Source organism: Chryseobacterium barbadense (genome assembly GCF_042849955.1).
In the GTDB taxonomy this organism is placed as follows: domain Bacteria; phylum Bacteroidota; class Bacteroidia; order Flavobacteriales; family Weeksellaceae; genus Chryseobacterium.
Genome location: NZ_BAAFHL010000010.1, coordinates 26,124 through 42,242, shown reverse-complemented (window position 1 = coordinate 42,242; position 16,119 = coordinate 26,124). Strand labels below are relative to the sequence as shown.

The following is a 16,119-nucleotide window of genomic DNA, read 5'->3' as shown; positions in this document are numbered from 1 at the left end:
GCTGAGCGGAGTCGAAGCCTTTTTGAATAATGAATCAATATTTTGTATACATGTTTAAATGTTCCGATAAGTTTTATTATACTGGTATTACCAATGATATTGAAGCCTTTTTCAACATCAGTCTGGAAAGTTTCCTGAAAGTTATACATACAAAAGAAGACCGGTTGAGCGAGTCTTCTTTTGTGAATTTAATAATGTAACTCAGGCTATTTCATTTGAAAGACAATTGAAAGCCGGAGCAGAAATAAAAAAGAAGCTATTTTTAATGACAACCGGGATAAACTAAAAGATAATTCAGTTTGTCAAAACAAAAGTCAATTCAGTAATTTTGAACAAGATAAAAATAAAAAGGCTTCGACTCCGCTCAGCCTGACAACAAAAAAGACTCATCAATCTCAATGACACACATAGAAAACATAAAGAAACTATTTTCCAAAAATTTTGTAGAAAGTCCGTTACTGGAAAGTTTTGAAGTAGGGAAAATCTATCTTTCCAGTGGAAATCTGGTGGCCTGTGATCCTTTGATCACCAATGATATGAAACCCTTTTCTACATCATTTCCAAAAGGGGATTTTCCTGTTTTATTGCACAAGGAGAGAGAAAGTAATTGTGTAGCATATGCCGAAATCATTTTCAGCAATACTGAAATTGCTGAATGGAAATTAGCCACTACAGAAGGGCAGAATACGAAAGATCTGGTAGAAGGAGAGGTATTTGGATACCCTGTAGAGAGCGGAATGGGGTGTTTCATGGATGCGGATACTCAAAATAGTCTCAATGAGCTTGAAAAAAAGCTGTATCATCGTAAAGGAGTTGACTTTATGGGGATTTATGAAGAGTTTTTCCATGACTATTTTTTTGACGAGAACGGAGCCATTGATCAGTATGCCTTTTTAAAGCCTGCAAAGGACCATCCGGGAACTATTTTTGCTTTTGAAACCGGATATGGTGAAGGTTTTTATGCAAGCTATATCGGGTATGATAAAAATGCTGCACCAGTAAAAGTAGTGACTGAATTTATTGAAATTAGTTAATTAAAGTTAATTTTTTTTGAAAATATGTTCTGTTTTTTAAATTTGATAAACATTAAAACACAATGAATTTCTCATCGGAACAACCCAAAATTATTGTTGTAGGCAGCTCTTCTATTGATCTGGTTCTGGAAACAAATAAACTCCCGTCACCTAATGAAACGGTTTTAGCGTCAAGCTCGGAAAGCTATTTTGGAGGTAAAGGAGCCAATCAGGCTGTAGGAACGGCCAGACTTGGAGCGAGTGTGTATTTTATCGGGTGTGTGGGAATGGATCCCCTGGGACAACAGATTATGAGAAATCTGGTGAATGAAAACGTGAATGTGGGATTTATCTATGAAACAGATAAAGAAGCTACGGGAACCGCTTATGTAACAGCTTTTAACGGAGATGCCGTAATAGTAGTTGTTCCGGCAGCCAATAAATGTTTAACAACAGACCATATAGAATCTGCAGATAAGTATTTTCAAACATCTGATCTTGTTCTGGTTCAGTTAGAGGTATCTTTGGATGTTGTGGAATATACCATAAAGAAGGCTAAAAAATATGGTAAAAAAGTAGGGCTTTATGCCTCACCTGCTGTAAGGCTTACTGCTGAAATTCTGGATAACGTGGATTTTGTCGTAGCCAAAAGTACAGAACTATATACTATTTTCGGAGAAGAGCAGAGAGAGGACGTTTTAAGAAAATATTTCAATAAAGTATTTGTAAGAGATGACACAAATTCCACCATTTATTTTGATGGGACAGAAATGAAATATTTTAGAAATGACAGCGATAAAGCTGTATATAAAATGGGAATGGGAGATGCCTTTACATCCGGATTTGCAGTGGCTTTGTGTCATGATAATTCCTTGGAAGAATGTGTGAAATTCGGAAATGAAGTATCGGCAAGAGTTTCTGTGAAAAAAGGATCCCAGACAGGTCTTCCAAGACTGTCGGATTTCTTTTCTTAAGCTATTTAATACATATCGAAAATCGAAAAGTTAACCTAAAAATAGAAGTAAAATTTCCACTTTTATAGTGGATTTTTCTTTTCTTACTATGGAAAAACTTATTCTTACTACTCAGGATCATGTTTCCTTGGCTGCACATCTCTTTCCGCCGAAAATTGACCATGAGAAAATATTACTCATCAATTCCGCAACGGGAGTGAAGCAGCAGGTGTATTTTTCGTTTGCGAAATTTTTTGCAGAGAAAGGATTCACGGTTATCACCTATGATTATAGGGGAATAGGACTTTCAAAACCGGAACAGATGAAAGGCTTTAATGCCTCTATGAGAATTTGGGGATCGGAAGATTACAAAACATTAACCCAATACATCAGAACCCGTTTTCCAACACATAAAAAGTATTGTTTAGGGCATTCTGTAGGAGCTCTGATCTTAGGAATGAATGAAGATTCCAAAATGTTCGATGAATTTGTTTTTGTAGGAACCCAGAATGCATTTGTGGGAAATTTGAAGTGGAAAACAAAAATTGAAGCCTACCTGGGTTTTGGATTAGCCCAGCCTTTAGCTACCCAATTATTGGGGTATTTTCCCTCGCACTGGTTTGGTTTAGGAGAAAGTCTTCCAAAAAATTGTGCCTATGACTGGAGAACCTTAATTTTGAATAAGAAATCTACCAACGGCTTACTGGAAAAAATTGATGATTATTCCAAGGATCTCACTCAGAAAGCATTCGTGATCAGAGCTGAAGATGATGCATGGTTAACTGAAAAAGGAGTGAAGAGCCTGCTTAATGATACTTATCCCAATTTAAAGCCAACTTACAGGCTGGTTCGGGTTTCAGAATCAGAAAAAGGAGAAATCGGACACGTTAATTTTTTCAGGAGCTATAATAAAAAACTTTGGGATATTATTTTAAATGAATTGATACAATGAAGAATTTGATTGATAACACCGTAGAATTTGTAAAAGAAAAATTAGAAGGAGCAGAAGCGGGGCACGACTGGTTTCATATTGAAAGAGTATGGAAGCTCTCTCAAAAAATCGCCGTGACTGAAAGCTGTAATCTGGAAGTAGTGGAACTTTCCGCATTGCTTCATGATATTGCTGACCCAAAGTTTCATGGAGGTGATGAAACCGTTGCCTTAAAAGTATCCCGTGAATTCCTCGAAAGCCAGAACGCTTCTGAAGACAGTATTGAACAGGTTTTGTTTATCATCAAAAATATTTCATTTAAAAATAGAAGCGAAGCGCCTCAAAACCGTCCTATAGAGCTTCAAATTGTTCAGGACGCAGATCGCCTGGACGCGATTGGAGCCATTGGTGTTGCAAGGACCTTTAATTTTGGAGGTTTTAAAAACAACCTGATGTATCACCCTGATATTGAACCGAAGCTCAATATGTCCAAAGAAGAATATAAAAAGTCCAATGGAACAACCATTAATCATTTTTATGAAAAGCTCCTTCTGCTAAAGGATTTAATGAATACAGAAAAAGGAAAAGAAATGGCAGAAGACAGACACCGTTTTATGCTGAATTTCCTGGATCAGTTCTACAAAGAATGGAATGTTGACTAGCCATTCCTCGAAAAGCTGCCAAATCAGTATATTTGCACTATGGGATTAATTGTTTTTGCTCTATTTCTGTCGTTAGCTTTCTCTCTTCTTTTATCAAAAGTAAAACCGGGAAGAGGCGCTAATTGGGCAAAATTATTTCGCATTGCTTCCGTGATCGTATCTATTTCAGTTTTCACGTATTGGTTTATCAAGAAAAGTGCAGAGGGAGTTGTCAATAACGCGGTAGGTTTACAGGTGATTAATACACTTCCCCAAACACTCGATTTTTACGTCATTACCATTAATGATCAGGACAGCAGTGGGATTTTGGATGTCAAACATATCGGGAAAATTCGTCCGGAGCATTACAGGGTTGAATATCTTAAAATGGATACCTCGGATGAATACTGGATTTCAGGTTACCTGGGTAAGAAAAACCTGGTGTATTTTTCTCAGCATTCCGTTCCTAATAAAAATATAGATCAGATTGTTGAGGTTCAAAACTATATCAATCAAAGCGCTAAATTATCAGATAAAGCAAAGAAACAGGTTGAAACCTATAATAATCAGAACATTAAACTTGGGGTTTGGGTCACTTTAGACTTTTTGTTGCTGTTTCTCAATGTGGTTTTATTGCTGAGAAGGAAAAAATAGGCTATCCGTTAAGATAGCCTTTTATAATAGGAATGCACTTTAAAATAGAGTTCCGGTACCTCCAGGAGCCATCTCCGGAACTTTCAGATCGGTTTTCCACTCTTCGTTCATCTTTTGAATAAAATGGGCGGACAACAAAGGAGACGCTTTTTCAATATTTTGATGTACAAAGAAATACAGGTTCTGAAGCCCTTCTTTTTTCCATTGTGTTAAACGCTCCAGCCAATCATTCAACCTGTCATAGTCACTTTCTGCATTAGCGCCTACGTAGCGGATAAAGGCGTTGGGGGTGGTGAGGCGCATATGAAGCATATCTCTTCTCCCTGCCGTATCTACTATAATATTGGTAATATTATTAGCTTCAAAAAGTTTACATGTTGTATTGAAAATATCTTCATCGGTAAACCATTCCGTATTTCTGAGTTCTATGGCCAGAGGGATTTCTTTAGGCCAGTCTGTTACAAACTTTTCCAGCCTGTCATAATCCTTAGGTTTAAAATTATCATGAAGCTGAAGGAAGACCATTCCCAGTTTATCTCCGAAATTCATAACGGAAGTCGAAAACTGGGTTACCGGTTCCGTAACGTCAATCAACCTTCTGAAATGAGAAACCGTATTGGTGATTTTTGGGAAAAATTTAAAATTATCAGGAGTTTTTTCTGTCCAGGTTACCACTTGTTCAGGAGTTGGCATTCCGTAGAATGTAGCGTTTAATTCAATTGAATTGAACTGTGTGGCATAATAGGTTAATTCGTCTTTGGTTCCTTTAGGGTAAAATCCTTTTAGATCGGTCTTATTCCATTTGGCGCACCCGATGGAAATATTTTCCAGTCCCTTTTTATTCCGGCTGAGAATCTTTTTCGTTTCGGAATGGTCTTTAGGTAATGTAAAATCTATTTGAGAGGGATCTTCTACTTGTCCGAATTTCATATGTCAAGGATTAAGAATTAAACTGTTTAACAAATATAAAACAAAAACCATAGAAATTTCTATGGTTTTGTAGTTTAAACATGAATTCAATAGTAGAACAATTAAAAAATTATTTAACTGTCGGAGTGATCATTTTATTGGAAACTACAGCATATACGCATCCGGTGGTTTTAAGGTTCACCGTAATGGTAGCCGGAATAGATCTGTAAGCGGTATCACCGTATGGTTCAACGATTTTTCCGCTTGAATCAGTTACTGTTCTTCCTTTCACGGAATACGTCATGGTTGCAGTTCCTGTAAATCCGCTGGACGGAGTAAAAGTAACAATCCCTGTATTCGTGTTGAAAGTCCAGGTTCCCTGTGGAGTAACTTTTTTGCGGTATAAAGTCAGGTCTGTTTCGCTGTTTTTCGCAAAACTGAATGTTTTATAGTCAATATTGTTTTTGCTTCCAGTAGGTGGTGTTGTAATACTGATCGGGCCTTTGTAAGCAATATCATTATCAAGAACAGAGATATGAACCGGCTGATTTTTACAGGTTGATGCTACATCATCATTAGAAACAGCGGAGTAAGGCAACGTTAGTTTTACATTTCTGATGATGTGCTGTTGAAAAGAAGCACCAGTTGCTGCCGCAAAACCTAATTTCAGCACAGAAGGAACTGTAGCATTTAAAGTTTGCGCAGTAGGAGCTCCTTCTACATCGGAATTATTGAAATCGGTAATCTGAGGATTAGCATTTTCAGTATAAGGAACCGATGTTTTATAATGATAATAATTGATAATATTTATAGGAGTTCCATTAACTGTGGTCTGCATATCTACTTTAACATCAAAGCCATCCGTAGTTGTGGGAGTCACAAAGTGCGGAATCAGGTCTAAAAATACTTTTCTGAATTCACCGCTTCCGTTTCTAAGATCGAAAGTTGAAGATAGAGTATTGGTGGTATTGGCATAAGTCCTGTCCGACTGAAGCACTCTTCCTACTGTTCCCGTATTGCTTAACGTGGAGCGGGTAACTAGAACGGGATACCCTGTGTAGCCTAATCCTAATCCTATGGAGCTGTTGATATTGGCTCCCATAGCCCCTCGTAATGTTATATAGCTGGTTGACGTAGTCCATGAACCTGCAATTCCATTAATTCTTGATTCTCCTTGAAAACGTTTGGATTTGAAGTTACCGAACTCATCCAGGGCAATTCCAAGATAGGCACCTGTTAAACCCGTTTTTCTAGAGCTTGAATACAGATCTTTCGCCCTGTTATAAGAATATCCTAAACCTGCTCCCGGTGCACCAATGACAGGATTCGCAACGGCTCCATCATATAAGAAAAATGATAATCCATCTCCATAAATGCCACCTAGCGGTGTTCCTCCTTTCATATCATATTCAAATTCTACGTGTAGTCCGTTAACAGAAGTGAATGTTCTACCGTTAATAAATAATCCTCCGAACTGGGACAAGCTTGCAGGTGTAAGTTGAACTCCTGTAGCTGTATGAGATGCATTACCCTGAAGAGTAAGTTCCGGTGCCCCAGAAGCATTCATCAATGAATTTGAGTAAGAATAAAATCCATAAATACTGGCTACCTCCGTACTGTCAGTCTGGGCTTTGAAGCCATTAGAAAGTAGCATCAATAACAGGCTTATCAGTGATAGCCCTTTATAATTCGTTTTCATACTCCTTCTATTTTACGACAAAGACGATGTTGATAAATGAAGCTGGAGTAGCGTTAGAAAGGACATCATAATTCAATACCCCTGTATCACTAATACTATTAATTTTAAATACCGTTGAATCATAACCTGTTACATAATAATATAGATCTGATGCATTAGGAAAGAAGGGGATTGCAGCCGGGGCTGAGGTACTTCTTGCATTAGCCGGAACATTCGCAAACTGGTTTTTATACAGAGTATATAAATCTTTTGTTTGCCCGGCACTTATCGTTGAAGTGTCAAAAACTACACTCGGCATATAGAAAAACTTAGCCACATAAGGAGAAAGGCAAGACCAGTTCGGAGCTGCCGGAGTACCTATGTTCTGACTAATACATTTTCTATTGGTATCGAAGATAACTAATCCTGTTGCCGGATTGCTTACAGAAGCTAAATTGCTTATTCTAGGGAGTAATACCCCTTTTGATGTACTGGAAACATCTAAAATTGCACTCGTGTCAGGGGTGGTTGTGTTAATACCTACCTGAGCGGTAATAACATGCGAAGTTATTACCAAAATTAATACAATAATTTTGTTCATCCGAAATAATTTTTTGTTGTGTGTGCAGGATACTTAACAAAATTTTTGCCAAATTCTGAAAGTATTCCTTTGTGTTCTTTGTGTATGCAAAGGTATGAAAAATTGTATTTTAATATTTATCTGAATTTTGTAAAGTATTGATCATTAGAAGAGCGGGAATGTTCTTTTTGTAGTGTTCATAATGGTTTAGTGAGGAATATACAGTTTTAAATAAGGAACCATAACTTAAAAAATAGAAAAAAATCTATAAATTTTTCATGTATTTGTAAGTAGGACGTTAAAAAAAGGCCACAAGACTGCAGCCTTTTTTACTATTTATTCTTAATTATTGCCCCAAATAGACAAAAATATAGGCAGATAAATATTGAGGCTCTAGATTTATTGGGGTGTTTGATCCTCCTGTAGAAACTGAGAAGCTGTGGATATGTGAACCACTACTGCTGGTAGTTGAAGTCTCAGAATCATTGTCTACAACTGTTCTATTGCTTCCTCCTTCCACACTAGTGGTTATACCACTTGCTCGGTCATTATAAGTATGGCTGTGATTACCTGAAACAGATGTTGTTGCATTATAGGTAATATTAGGAAGATTGGCCTGAGTAAGAGCAACTGATGTACTACCGCCATTGTTGCCTAATACCTCAGAGCCTGTTTTGGCTTTTAAGTATCGGTCTGCGCTATTAGGCAATGATGTTGAAAACCCTAAAGAAGCAGCTGCGGTTTGAGCAGTTGCAGGTAAGCTGGATAAAGCCCTTCCATTCAAAAGATACCATCCGTCATGATCTGTAGCAATGCTGCTGTATTTAATATCTCCCGGATCAGGAAGCTGTACTTCCAGTCTGTTCCAGGATGTTCCGTCATTATAATAGAGCCCCGGAGTAACGCCTGTTAGAGGAGTAGCTGATGAAGTTGCCGTATTATATACTGTCATGCCTGCGATATGGCTTGGTAAAGGGCTTGCGTTATTGGTTGCTGTAAGCGCTACTTTAGGCATTAAGAGTCCCTTATTCTGATTTTGGGATTGCAATTCTAAAATAGCCTGTGTATTGGGGGTAGGAGACGACTGGGCTCCATCAATGATCATTACTTGTGCTTTTCCCCAGATGCATAAGGCAAATAGAAAGAAAATATAATGTGTTTTTTTCATTTTTTGATGTTTTTATTTTCCTAAATAAATGAAGTATTGTACTACCATATGTTTTGGATATTGTGAAATTGGGGCATTGCTCCCTCCGCTGGAAACAGAGAAAGTATGACTGTGGTCACCTGCAGCCTGGGTGGTTCTGGTTTCCGTACTAATCGTTCTTGTACTGGTTAAAGCCCCTGCATTATAGTTCCAGTAATTTGCTCCTCTGTTGGTATATGTATGGGTGTGTGCACCGTTAGAAGAAGTATTTCCGGTAAATGTCAGGTTGGGTAAATTAGTTTGGGAAATAGAATAAGAGTTGACTCCGCCCGTTGCTGCAAAAGATTCCGAGGTATTTTTTCCCTTTATCATTCTGTCGCTGGAATTAGGGAGATTGGTGCCAAGACCAATACTGGCCGCATTAGCCTGAGCTGTCGCCGATAGCGTTGAGATGCTTCTTCCGTTTAATATATACCATCCGTCGTGGTCTGCATTGATCACACTTGATTTTATATCACCGGTTCTCGGAAGATCATTATTAATAGACATTAAAACCCACTTTATACCGTCATTATAGTATAATCCGGGAGTTACATTATTGGGAGACGTTCCTGCTGTTGCAGTATTATAAACCCACATCCCTTCCACATGACTGGTGAATGGAGCAGGGGATGTTATAGAAGTAAGAGCGACTTTGTTCATTAATAAGCCCTTATTATTGCTGTTTATTTCAAGCACAGCTGAGGCAGATGGAGCAGTTGTTCCTATACCTACTTGCGATTTCAATGCCGTAAAACATAATAGCCCGGCACATATAGATAAAAATTTTGATTTCATAACCTAACTTCCTAAATAAATGAATACGTTTGTAATGATGTGATTAGGCTCGAAGCTCACAGGTGAGCTGCTTCCGCCTAAAGAAAAACTAAGCGTATGGGTGTGTGCACCCGTATTGCTCGTAGTGTCATTCACGTTGGCTGCATTGGATATAGGATTATTGACTCCGCTGGCTGCAGCAGTGGTAGTAGTAGGGTTATCCGTATAATTATGCGTATGGCTGCCGGTAGTGTTTGTCGTTCCTGAAAACGTTACATTAGGCAAGTTGGCTTGTACAAGAGTAAAAGTATCTGCACCTGAGGAAGTTCCTATATTATCAGTTCCGTTAGTAGTCTTTAAAAACCTGTCAGAAGCATCAGGCAGATTGGTCGTAAACCCTAAGGCTGTTGCTCTGCTTCTCGGATGGGTCGCTAAAGTAGTTATTGCCCGGCCGTTTAAAAGGTACCAACCGTTGTGATCAGTGTTTTGAAAGCCGTTTTTAATATCCCCTATTTTAGGGGTTTTGGTTGTTAGCTTCACCCATGATGTCCCGTTATTATAATAAAGACCAGGAGTAACCCTATTAGCAGCTGTACCCGCTGTTGCAGTGTTGTAAACTATCATTCCTGCTACATGAGCAGATAACGGATTAGACAGGTTTGTTGCTTGAAGAGCAATTCTGGTAAGTAGAAAACCTTTGTCATTACCGGAACTTTCCAAATGTAAAATACTTTGTGGATTAACGGTTCCCGAAGAATTGGAGACCCTGACCTGAGCATTTGCTGAAAAAAAGGATGTGAATAAAACCAATGCCATGATTTTATCACCGTTAATGAACTTTTTCATAACGTTGTTCGAAATATTTTTTTTGTGTTGTGCAAGGCAAATGTATAAAAAAATTATATTAAAAACATAATCTCCGATTGATAAAATACTGGTACGTACTGATTTGTGGGTGAAAAAGTTTTTGTTTTTTTCTCTGTATCCATAATGGATTGATGAAAAATAAACTATTATAGATGAAAAATTAAAATTTTATTAAAAAGCTTAATTCATGAAGAATTTTATGTTTTTTTGAAGAATGCAAATGATATAGATCAAAGAAAATAAAGAAACCTGCAACATATTTGCAGGTTTCTCTTGTATATAATTAGTTTATTATTTTATGCCTCACAGCTTGAACAAGAAACAAAGTTCACCATCAGTTCTTTAGATACAGAGGAACTTCTCTGGTAATACAATGTCTTAACTCCTTTTTTCCAAGCTTCGATGTAAAGGTAATTCACATCTTTTACAGGCATCGTTGATGGAATTTGTAAGTTCAAAGATTGTGCCTGATCAATATATTGCTGTCTTTGGGCAGCCTGGGAAATAATTTCCATTGGCGAAATCTCTTTGAACGTTTTGAATACTGCTTTTTCCTCGTCAGTAAGTTCGGTTAAATGCTGAACGGAACCATGATTCAGCATGATTGTTCTCCATGTTTCTTCATTATCAAGCCCCTTTTCTTCCAATAATTTAGCTAAGTACTTATTCTTGCGCATAAAGTTTCCTTTAGCCAAGCCTGCTTTATAGTAATTGGACGCAAAAGGCTCAATTCCCGGAGAAGTTTGCCCTAAAATAGCGGAACTTGAAGTGGTAGGAGCGATAGCCATGGTAGTGGTGTTTCTTAATCCGTATCCTTTCAATAATTCAGGTTCACCATAAATATTGGCCAGCTCTCTTGAAGCCTGCTCAGCCTGTTCTTTGATATGTCTGAAAGCTCTTGCGTTGAACTGGGTTGCTTCAAAACTTTCAAAAGGGATCATATTTTTCTGTAGATAAGAATGATATCCTAAAACTCCTAATCCAAGCGCTCTGTGACGCATTGCGAAATTTCTTGCACCTTGTAGGTAATAATTTCCTTCTGTTTTATCAATAAATTCAGATAAAACAGCATCCAGGAAGTAAATGGCTAGTTTTACCGCGTTGGTATCCTTCCACTCATCGTATAGTTCAAGGTTCATGGAGGATAAGCAGCAGATAAATGATTCTTCCATAGAAGAAGGCAGCATAATTTCCGAACAAAGGTTACTTGCGTTTACAGGCAATCCTAAGTCTTTATAAACCTGTGGCTTATTTCTGTTCACATTATCGGTAAAGAAAATATAAGGAAGACCTTTTTGCTGGCGGCTTTCCAATACTCTTGCCCAAACTTTACGTTTTTCCATATCGCCATCTATCATATCCTGCATCCAGTAGTCCGGAACGCAAATTCCTGTAAACAGGTTTTGGATTGGGCTTCCGATATCTTTGATAGATAAGAATTCTTCAATATCTCCATGGTCAATATCCAGATAAGCAGCAAAAGCACCTCTTCTTACTCCTCCTTGTGAAACCACGTCCATTGCCGTGTCAAACAGTTTCATGAAAGAAACTGCTCCTGAAGACTTTCCGTTATCCGTTACGGCAGTTCCTCTGTTACGAAGTTCCCCAAAATATCCTGAAGTTCCCCCTCCGATCTTTGTCTGCATGATGACTTCACCCATTTTGTGGGTAATGCCTTCAATGCTGTCCGGAATATGAACGTTGAAACAAGAAATGGGTAGTCCTCTTTGAGTTCCCATATTCGCCCAAACCGGAGATGAGAAGCTGATCCATCCTTTGGTGATCATTTCTTTGAAAGCCGGTTGTAATTCGGGCTTGTATAATCTTTTGGCAGCTGCGGTTGTAATTCTGTCGATAGCTCCTTCCACCGTTTCTCCTTTCAACAGATATCCTCTGTTCAGCATTTGCTCAGACTCTTCATTGAGCCACCATATATTTGTGTTTTGCTCTTCCATAGTTGTTTATATTTTCGAATTCCTGAATGTGTTGTTACCCAAGAATTTTGTTTTTATATTGATTGTAAAATTTCTACTTTGTGGGAACCGTTTAATCCGCTTTCGTCTCTTAATCTCTGAAATTCTTTAAAAGACGGGACATTCAGAACCTCATGTTGAACCTCTTCATTGATGTAGTTGGAATAATGTAAAAAAGTAACACCATCTTCCTTCAGATAAACCTTATATTCAAAAGTAGACTGATCCAGTTTTTCAAAATCGTCCAGGAACTTCTGAATATTGACTTTGTTTTCTGAAACGAATTCAGGGTTTACGGTGTATGTTACCACTACATTAATCATATGATCTTTTTATCTTGGTTGAATTGTCATTCCGGGGAACGATGAATCTCTCTTTAAGTATTTAGATTCTTCACTTCATTTTATTTCGTTCAGAATGACATTCTGCTAATACTGTCTGCTTTGACGCTCGCTTCGCTCGCGCCCTTTATCCATTAAAACAAATCGTTTGCTGTAATACTCTTATCGTGCTTCGTATAATCTACAGGTCTTTTGGCAAAGAAATCATCCAAAGAGTTAGCAAAAACTTCCTCCTCAAACCAAACCATTGGACGGTATTGCTCCGGAGAAACGTTATAACGAGTTCTCATGTTGATTTTCTTCAAGCTGTCATCAACACGGTATTTCATGAAGTTTAATAAATCTTCTTTTGAGAAAACGCTTAATTCTCCTAATTCGAAGATCCAGTCAAGGATTTCTCCCTCTAATTCCACGGACTGATCTACTAAAGTATAGATATCTTCGATATCAGAATCAGTTAAAAGGTCAGGTTGCTCTTCACGGATCTTGTTGATCAGATAAATTCCTGCATTGGCGTGGATTTGCTCATCTACAGACGTCCATGCAATAATGTTAGACACATTTTTCATGTATCCTTTAAATCTTGTGAAAGAAAGGATAATGGCGAATTGTGAGAAGAGGGATACGTTTTCAATCAGGATACTGAATAATAAAAGAGAAGAAACATATTCTTTAGGTGTTGCAGAATTCGCATGTTTAAGAACATTTGAGAGGAAGTCAATTCTCTTTTTTACGGCAGGAATTTCCACCACGTTCAGGAATTCTTCGTTATATCCTAGAACTTCTAATAAACGGGAATACGCTTCAGAGTGACGGAATTCGCATTCCGCAAAAGTAGCGCCTAATCCATTGAATTCAGGCTTTGGAAGATGATTGTATAAATTCCCCCAGAATGTCTTTACAGACACCTCAATCTGTGCAATGGCTAAAAGGGCATTTTTCACAGCATGTTTTTCATGGGGTTCCAGCTGTGAATGAAAATCCTGAACATCTGCAGTAAAATCCACTTCCGAATGTACCCAGAACGATTTATTGATCGCTTCTACAAATTGAAGAACCTCAGGATATTCAAATGGCTTGTAACTTACTCTTTTATCAAAAATTCCCATACTAAACGTGTCTTTAAAATTAAATAATTAGATCAATGTGGATAACGTTCAAAAAATAATTAACAATTTGATTTGTTGTAACTTATGTGTGGAAGTTTTTCACAAGAAAGTGTTTTTATTTTTTGTTGCGTGCAAGCACAAAGTTAGAAAACCAGAACTGATTTTGAAAGAGCTAAACACTAAATGGTTGAGTTTTAACCGTAAAAGTTTTCCACATTTACATGAAACTTGCTCTGACATGGACTTACGCATCATTATGGGACAAAAATAAATAAAAATGATGAGTTAGAGTTAAACGATATTGTATAAAATGCTATAAACAAAAGGATAATTTATTAAACACTAAATTGATTAAAGAAATTTTTATTCTTCGTAACAAATTGAAAATATTTTCTACTTATATGGATATAAAAACATACATCACTTAATGTTAGTAATTCAAGATTTACATAAATCATACGATACGGGTAAAAGTAAGCTGCACGTTCTCAAAGGAATTAATCTTAATATTTCAGAGGGAGAGTTTGTTTCTATTATGGGAAGTTCCGGTTCCGGAAAATCAACTCTTCTTAATATTATCGGGATCCTGGATGAAAAAGATTCAGGAACGTATGAACTGGATGGCGTTCCTATCGAACATTTATCCGAAGTGAAAGCAGCGGAATACAGAAGCCAGTTTTTGGGTTTCATTTTCCAGTCGTTTAATCTGATCGGATATAAAACGGCGTTGGATAATGTTGCGCTTCCTTTATACTATCAGAATGTACCCCGGAAAGAGCGTAACCAGAAAGCGATGGAATACCTGGAAAAAGTAGGACTCGCTCAATGGGCGAATCACCTTCCGAATGAGCTTTCCGGAGGCCAGAAACAAAGAGTAGCCATTGCAAGAGCTTTGATCACGAATCCAAAAGTGGTTTTAGCCGATGAACCTACAGGAGCATTGGACTCTAAAACGACTCATGATATTATGAAGCTTCTTCAGCAGATTAATAACGAAGGAAAAACAATCATTGTGGTAACCCACGAACCTGATGTTGCAGCACAAACCAAGAGAAATGTTGTTTTAAAAGATGGTATCATTGAAAGTGATGAGTTTATCAAGCAGGTAGTTTTGTAAGAATTTGAAAAATTTGATAATGTGTTAATTTGAAAATTTAAAGCTTTACTTCATGAATGTTTTAATCTTTGAATTTTTCAATCATTTAATAATATAAATTATGTTTGACCTTGATCGTTGGCAGGAAATATTCAGTTCTATCCGCAGTAATGTATTGCGGACGGTGCTTTCAGGGTTTACGGTAGCTTTAGGATTATTTATCTTTATTGTCCTTTTCGGTATCGGAAAAGGATTGCAGAATGCATTTACCGAAGGCTTTGCCAGAGACGCCCAAAACCTGATCTCCATTTTTACGGGAAGAACTACACTGGCCTATAACGGGCTTCAAAGTGACAGGGTAGTTACCATGGATAACGACGATTATGATTTTCTGGTGGGAATGGATAAGGAAAAAGTAGGGTATTCCTCTCCAAGATACCAGGCGAGCTTACTCGTGAAATATGGAAAAGAAAGCGGAACTTATCAAATCAATGGAGCAGATACAGAGGAAAAGTTTATTGAAAACAGAAAGCTTCTTGAAGGACGCTATCTTACCCCCACAGATTTAGAAAGAAAACAGAATGTTGCGGTTATCGGCAGAATGGTGCAGCGGGATTTGATTAAAAACGGAAGTCCGGTAGGGAAAGATCTGGATATTAACGGGACCATGTTTAAAGTGGTAGGTGTATTCTCTGATGATGGAGGAGACTGGGATGAAAGACATATCACCGTTCCGATTACCACTTTGCAGCAAATGAAAAAAGGTTCAGACACGGTGAGTACGGTATATATCGCTTATAACGAAAATATGACCCCTCAAGAAGCTATAAAATATGGAGACGAGCTTAAAAACAGGCTGAAATCCAGAAAAAATGTTTCTCCGGATGATGAAAATGGTGTAAGAGTGTGGAATAACGCACAGAATATGAATGACACATTTATGTTTCTGGCTGTCATCACTGCTATTGTGACATTCATCGGACTTGGAACTTTATTGGCGGGAATTATCGGGATCAGCAACATCATGGTATATATCGTTAAAGAAAGAACGCAGGAAATTGGGGTGAGAAAGGCAATTGGTGCAAAACCTAAGAGTATTGTTGCTTTAATTGTCCAGGAAAGTGTTCTGATAACAGTAATTTCAGGATTTGTAGGAGTAGGTCTGGGAGTGTTAGCATTGAATTTAATAGGAGACAGTCTTGAAGAGTTTTTCATCAAAGATCCCAATGTAGGCTGGGGGACGATCTTCGCTGCTTTTATAGCTTTGGTTTTCTCCGGATTGATTGCGGGATTTGTTCCGGCATACAGAGCTTCAAAGATTAAACCGATAGAAGCTTTAAGAGTAGAGTAAATTGGAAATGTGGAAATGAGATAATTTGAAAATTGAACTAAGAATTGATGACAGTTCGCC

General features: G+C 37.7%; 16 protein-coding genes. 7 read left to right on the top strand and 9 right to left on the bottom strand.

Annotated features, from left to right (window positions below):
* The first annotated feature begins 398 nt into the window (after positions 1 to 398).
* From ACGHIN_RS06590 to ACGHIN_RS06570, 5 genes are all read left to right on the top strand, one after another.
* Entirely contained in the window at positions 399 to 1,034 is a 636-nt protein-coding gene (locus ACGHIN_RS06590) for a DUF4241 domain-containing protein (RefSeq protein ID WP_390451955.1), read from the top strand.
* A gap of 62 nt (positions 1,035 to 1,096) precedes the next feature.
* On the top strand, positions 1,097 to 1,987 hold the full coding sequence (locus ACGHIN_RS06585; protein ID WP_390451953.1) for a ribokinase: 891 nt from the start codon (positions 1,097 to 1,099) through the stop codon (positions 1,985 to 1,987).
* Positions 1,988 to 2,075: 88 nt separating this feature from the next.
* The gene (locus ACGHIN_RS06580) at positions 2,076 to 2,918 is read left to right on the top strand and encodes an alpha/beta hydrolase family protein (RefSeq protein WP_390451951.1); all 843 of its coding nucleotides are present in this window, start codon (positions 2,076 to 2,078) and stop codon (positions 2,916 to 2,918) included.
* A complete protein-coding gene (locus ACGHIN_RS06575) occupies positions 2,915 to 3,559 on the top strand; it encodes an HD domain-containing protein (RefSeq protein WP_390451950.1) in 645 nt (214 codons plus the stop codon). The genes ACGHIN_RS06580 and ACGHIN_RS06575 overlap by 4 nt, the downstream gene beginning before the upstream one ends.
* Before the next feature lie 39 nt (positions 3,560 to 3,598).
* Entirely contained in the window at positions 3,599 to 4,192 is a 594-nt protein-coding gene (locus ACGHIN_RS06570; protein ID WP_390451948.1) for a hypothetical protein, read from the top strand.
* Positions 4,193 to 4,231: 39 nt separating this feature from the next.
* Here ACGHIN_RS06570 and ACGHIN_RS06565 read toward each other — a convergent pair whose 3' ends face one another.
* The 9 genes from ACGHIN_RS06565 to ACGHIN_RS06525 all read right to left on the bottom strand — a co-directional run bounded on the left by ACGHIN_RS06565 (position 4,232) and on the right by ACGHIN_RS06525 (position 13,612).
* Positions 4,232 to 5,122, bottom strand: a complete 891-nt coding sequence (locus ACGHIN_RS06565) for a DUF72 domain-containing protein (RefSeq protein ID WP_390451946.1) — start codon at positions 5,120 to 5,122, stop codon at positions 4,232 to 4,234.
* Positions 5,123 to 5,231: 109 nt separating this feature from the next.
* Entirely contained in the window at positions 5,232 to 6,800 is a 1,569-nt protein-coding gene (locus tag ACGHIN_RS06560) for an Ig-like domain-containing protein (protein WP_390451944.1), read from the bottom strand.
* Positions 6,801 to 6,807: 7 nt separating this feature from the next.
* Positions 6,808 to 7,380 (bottom strand): hypothetical protein, encoded by a 573-nt coding sequence (locus ACGHIN_RS06555; RefSeq protein WP_390451943.1) that lies wholly within the window; start codon positions 7,378 to 7,380, stop codon positions 6,808 to 6,810.
* Between the two features lie 325 nt (positions 7,381 to 7,705).
* On the bottom strand, positions 7,706 to 8,527 hold the full coding sequence (locus ACGHIN_RS06550) for a hypothetical protein (RefSeq protein WP_390451941.1): 822 nt from the start codon (positions 8,525 to 8,527) through the stop codon (positions 7,706 to 7,708).
* Between the two features lie 12 nt (positions 8,528 to 8,539).
* Entirely contained in the window at positions 8,540 to 9,343 is an 804-nt protein-coding gene (locus tag ACGHIN_RS06545) for a hypothetical protein (RefSeq protein WP_390451940.1), read from the bottom strand.
* Between the two features lie 3 nt (positions 9,344 to 9,346).
* Positions 9,347 to 10,168, bottom strand: coding sequence for a hypothetical protein (locus ACGHIN_RS06540; RefSeq protein WP_390451938.1), 822 nt, complete (start codon positions 10,166 to 10,168; stop codon positions 9,347 to 9,349).
* Between the two features lie 317 nt (positions 10,169 to 10,485).
* Entirely contained in the window at positions 10,486 to 12,144 is a 1,659-nt protein-coding gene (locus tag ACGHIN_RS06535; RefSeq protein ID WP_390451937.1) for a ribonucleoside-diphosphate reductase subunit alpha, read from the bottom strand.
* A 53-nt stretch (positions 12,145 to 12,197) separates the two neighbouring features.
* The gene (locus ACGHIN_RS06530) at positions 12,198 to 12,485 is read right to left on the bottom strand and encodes a hypothetical protein (RefSeq protein WP_390451935.1); all 288 of its coding nucleotides are present in this window, start codon (positions 12,483 to 12,485) and stop codon (positions 12,198 to 12,200) included.
* Positions 12,486 to 12,637: 152 nt separating this feature from the next.
* Positions 12,638 to 13,612, bottom strand: a complete 975-nt coding sequence (locus ACGHIN_RS06525; RefSeq protein ID WP_390451934.1) for a ribonucleotide-diphosphate reductase subunit beta — start codon at positions 13,610 to 13,612, stop codon at positions 12,638 to 12,640.
* Between the two features lie 427 nt (positions 13,613 to 14,039).
* Here ACGHIN_RS06525 and ACGHIN_RS06520 point away from each other — a divergent pair, with 427 nt between their 5' ends.
* Together ACGHIN_RS06520 and ACGHIN_RS06515 are read left to right on the top strand one after the other, a co-directional pair.
* Positions 14,040 to 14,729, top strand: coding sequence for an ABC transporter ATP-binding protein (locus ACGHIN_RS06520; protein WP_121460236.1), 690 nt, complete (start codon positions 14,040 to 14,042; stop codon positions 14,727 to 14,729).
* A gap of 100 nt (positions 14,730 to 14,829) precedes the next feature.
* On the top strand, positions 14,830 to 16,059 hold the full coding sequence (locus ACGHIN_RS06515; RefSeq protein WP_390451932.1) for an ABC transporter permease: 1,230 nt from the start codon (positions 14,830 to 14,832) through the stop codon (positions 16,057 to 16,059).
* Positions 16,060 to 16,119: the final 60 nt, after the last annotated feature.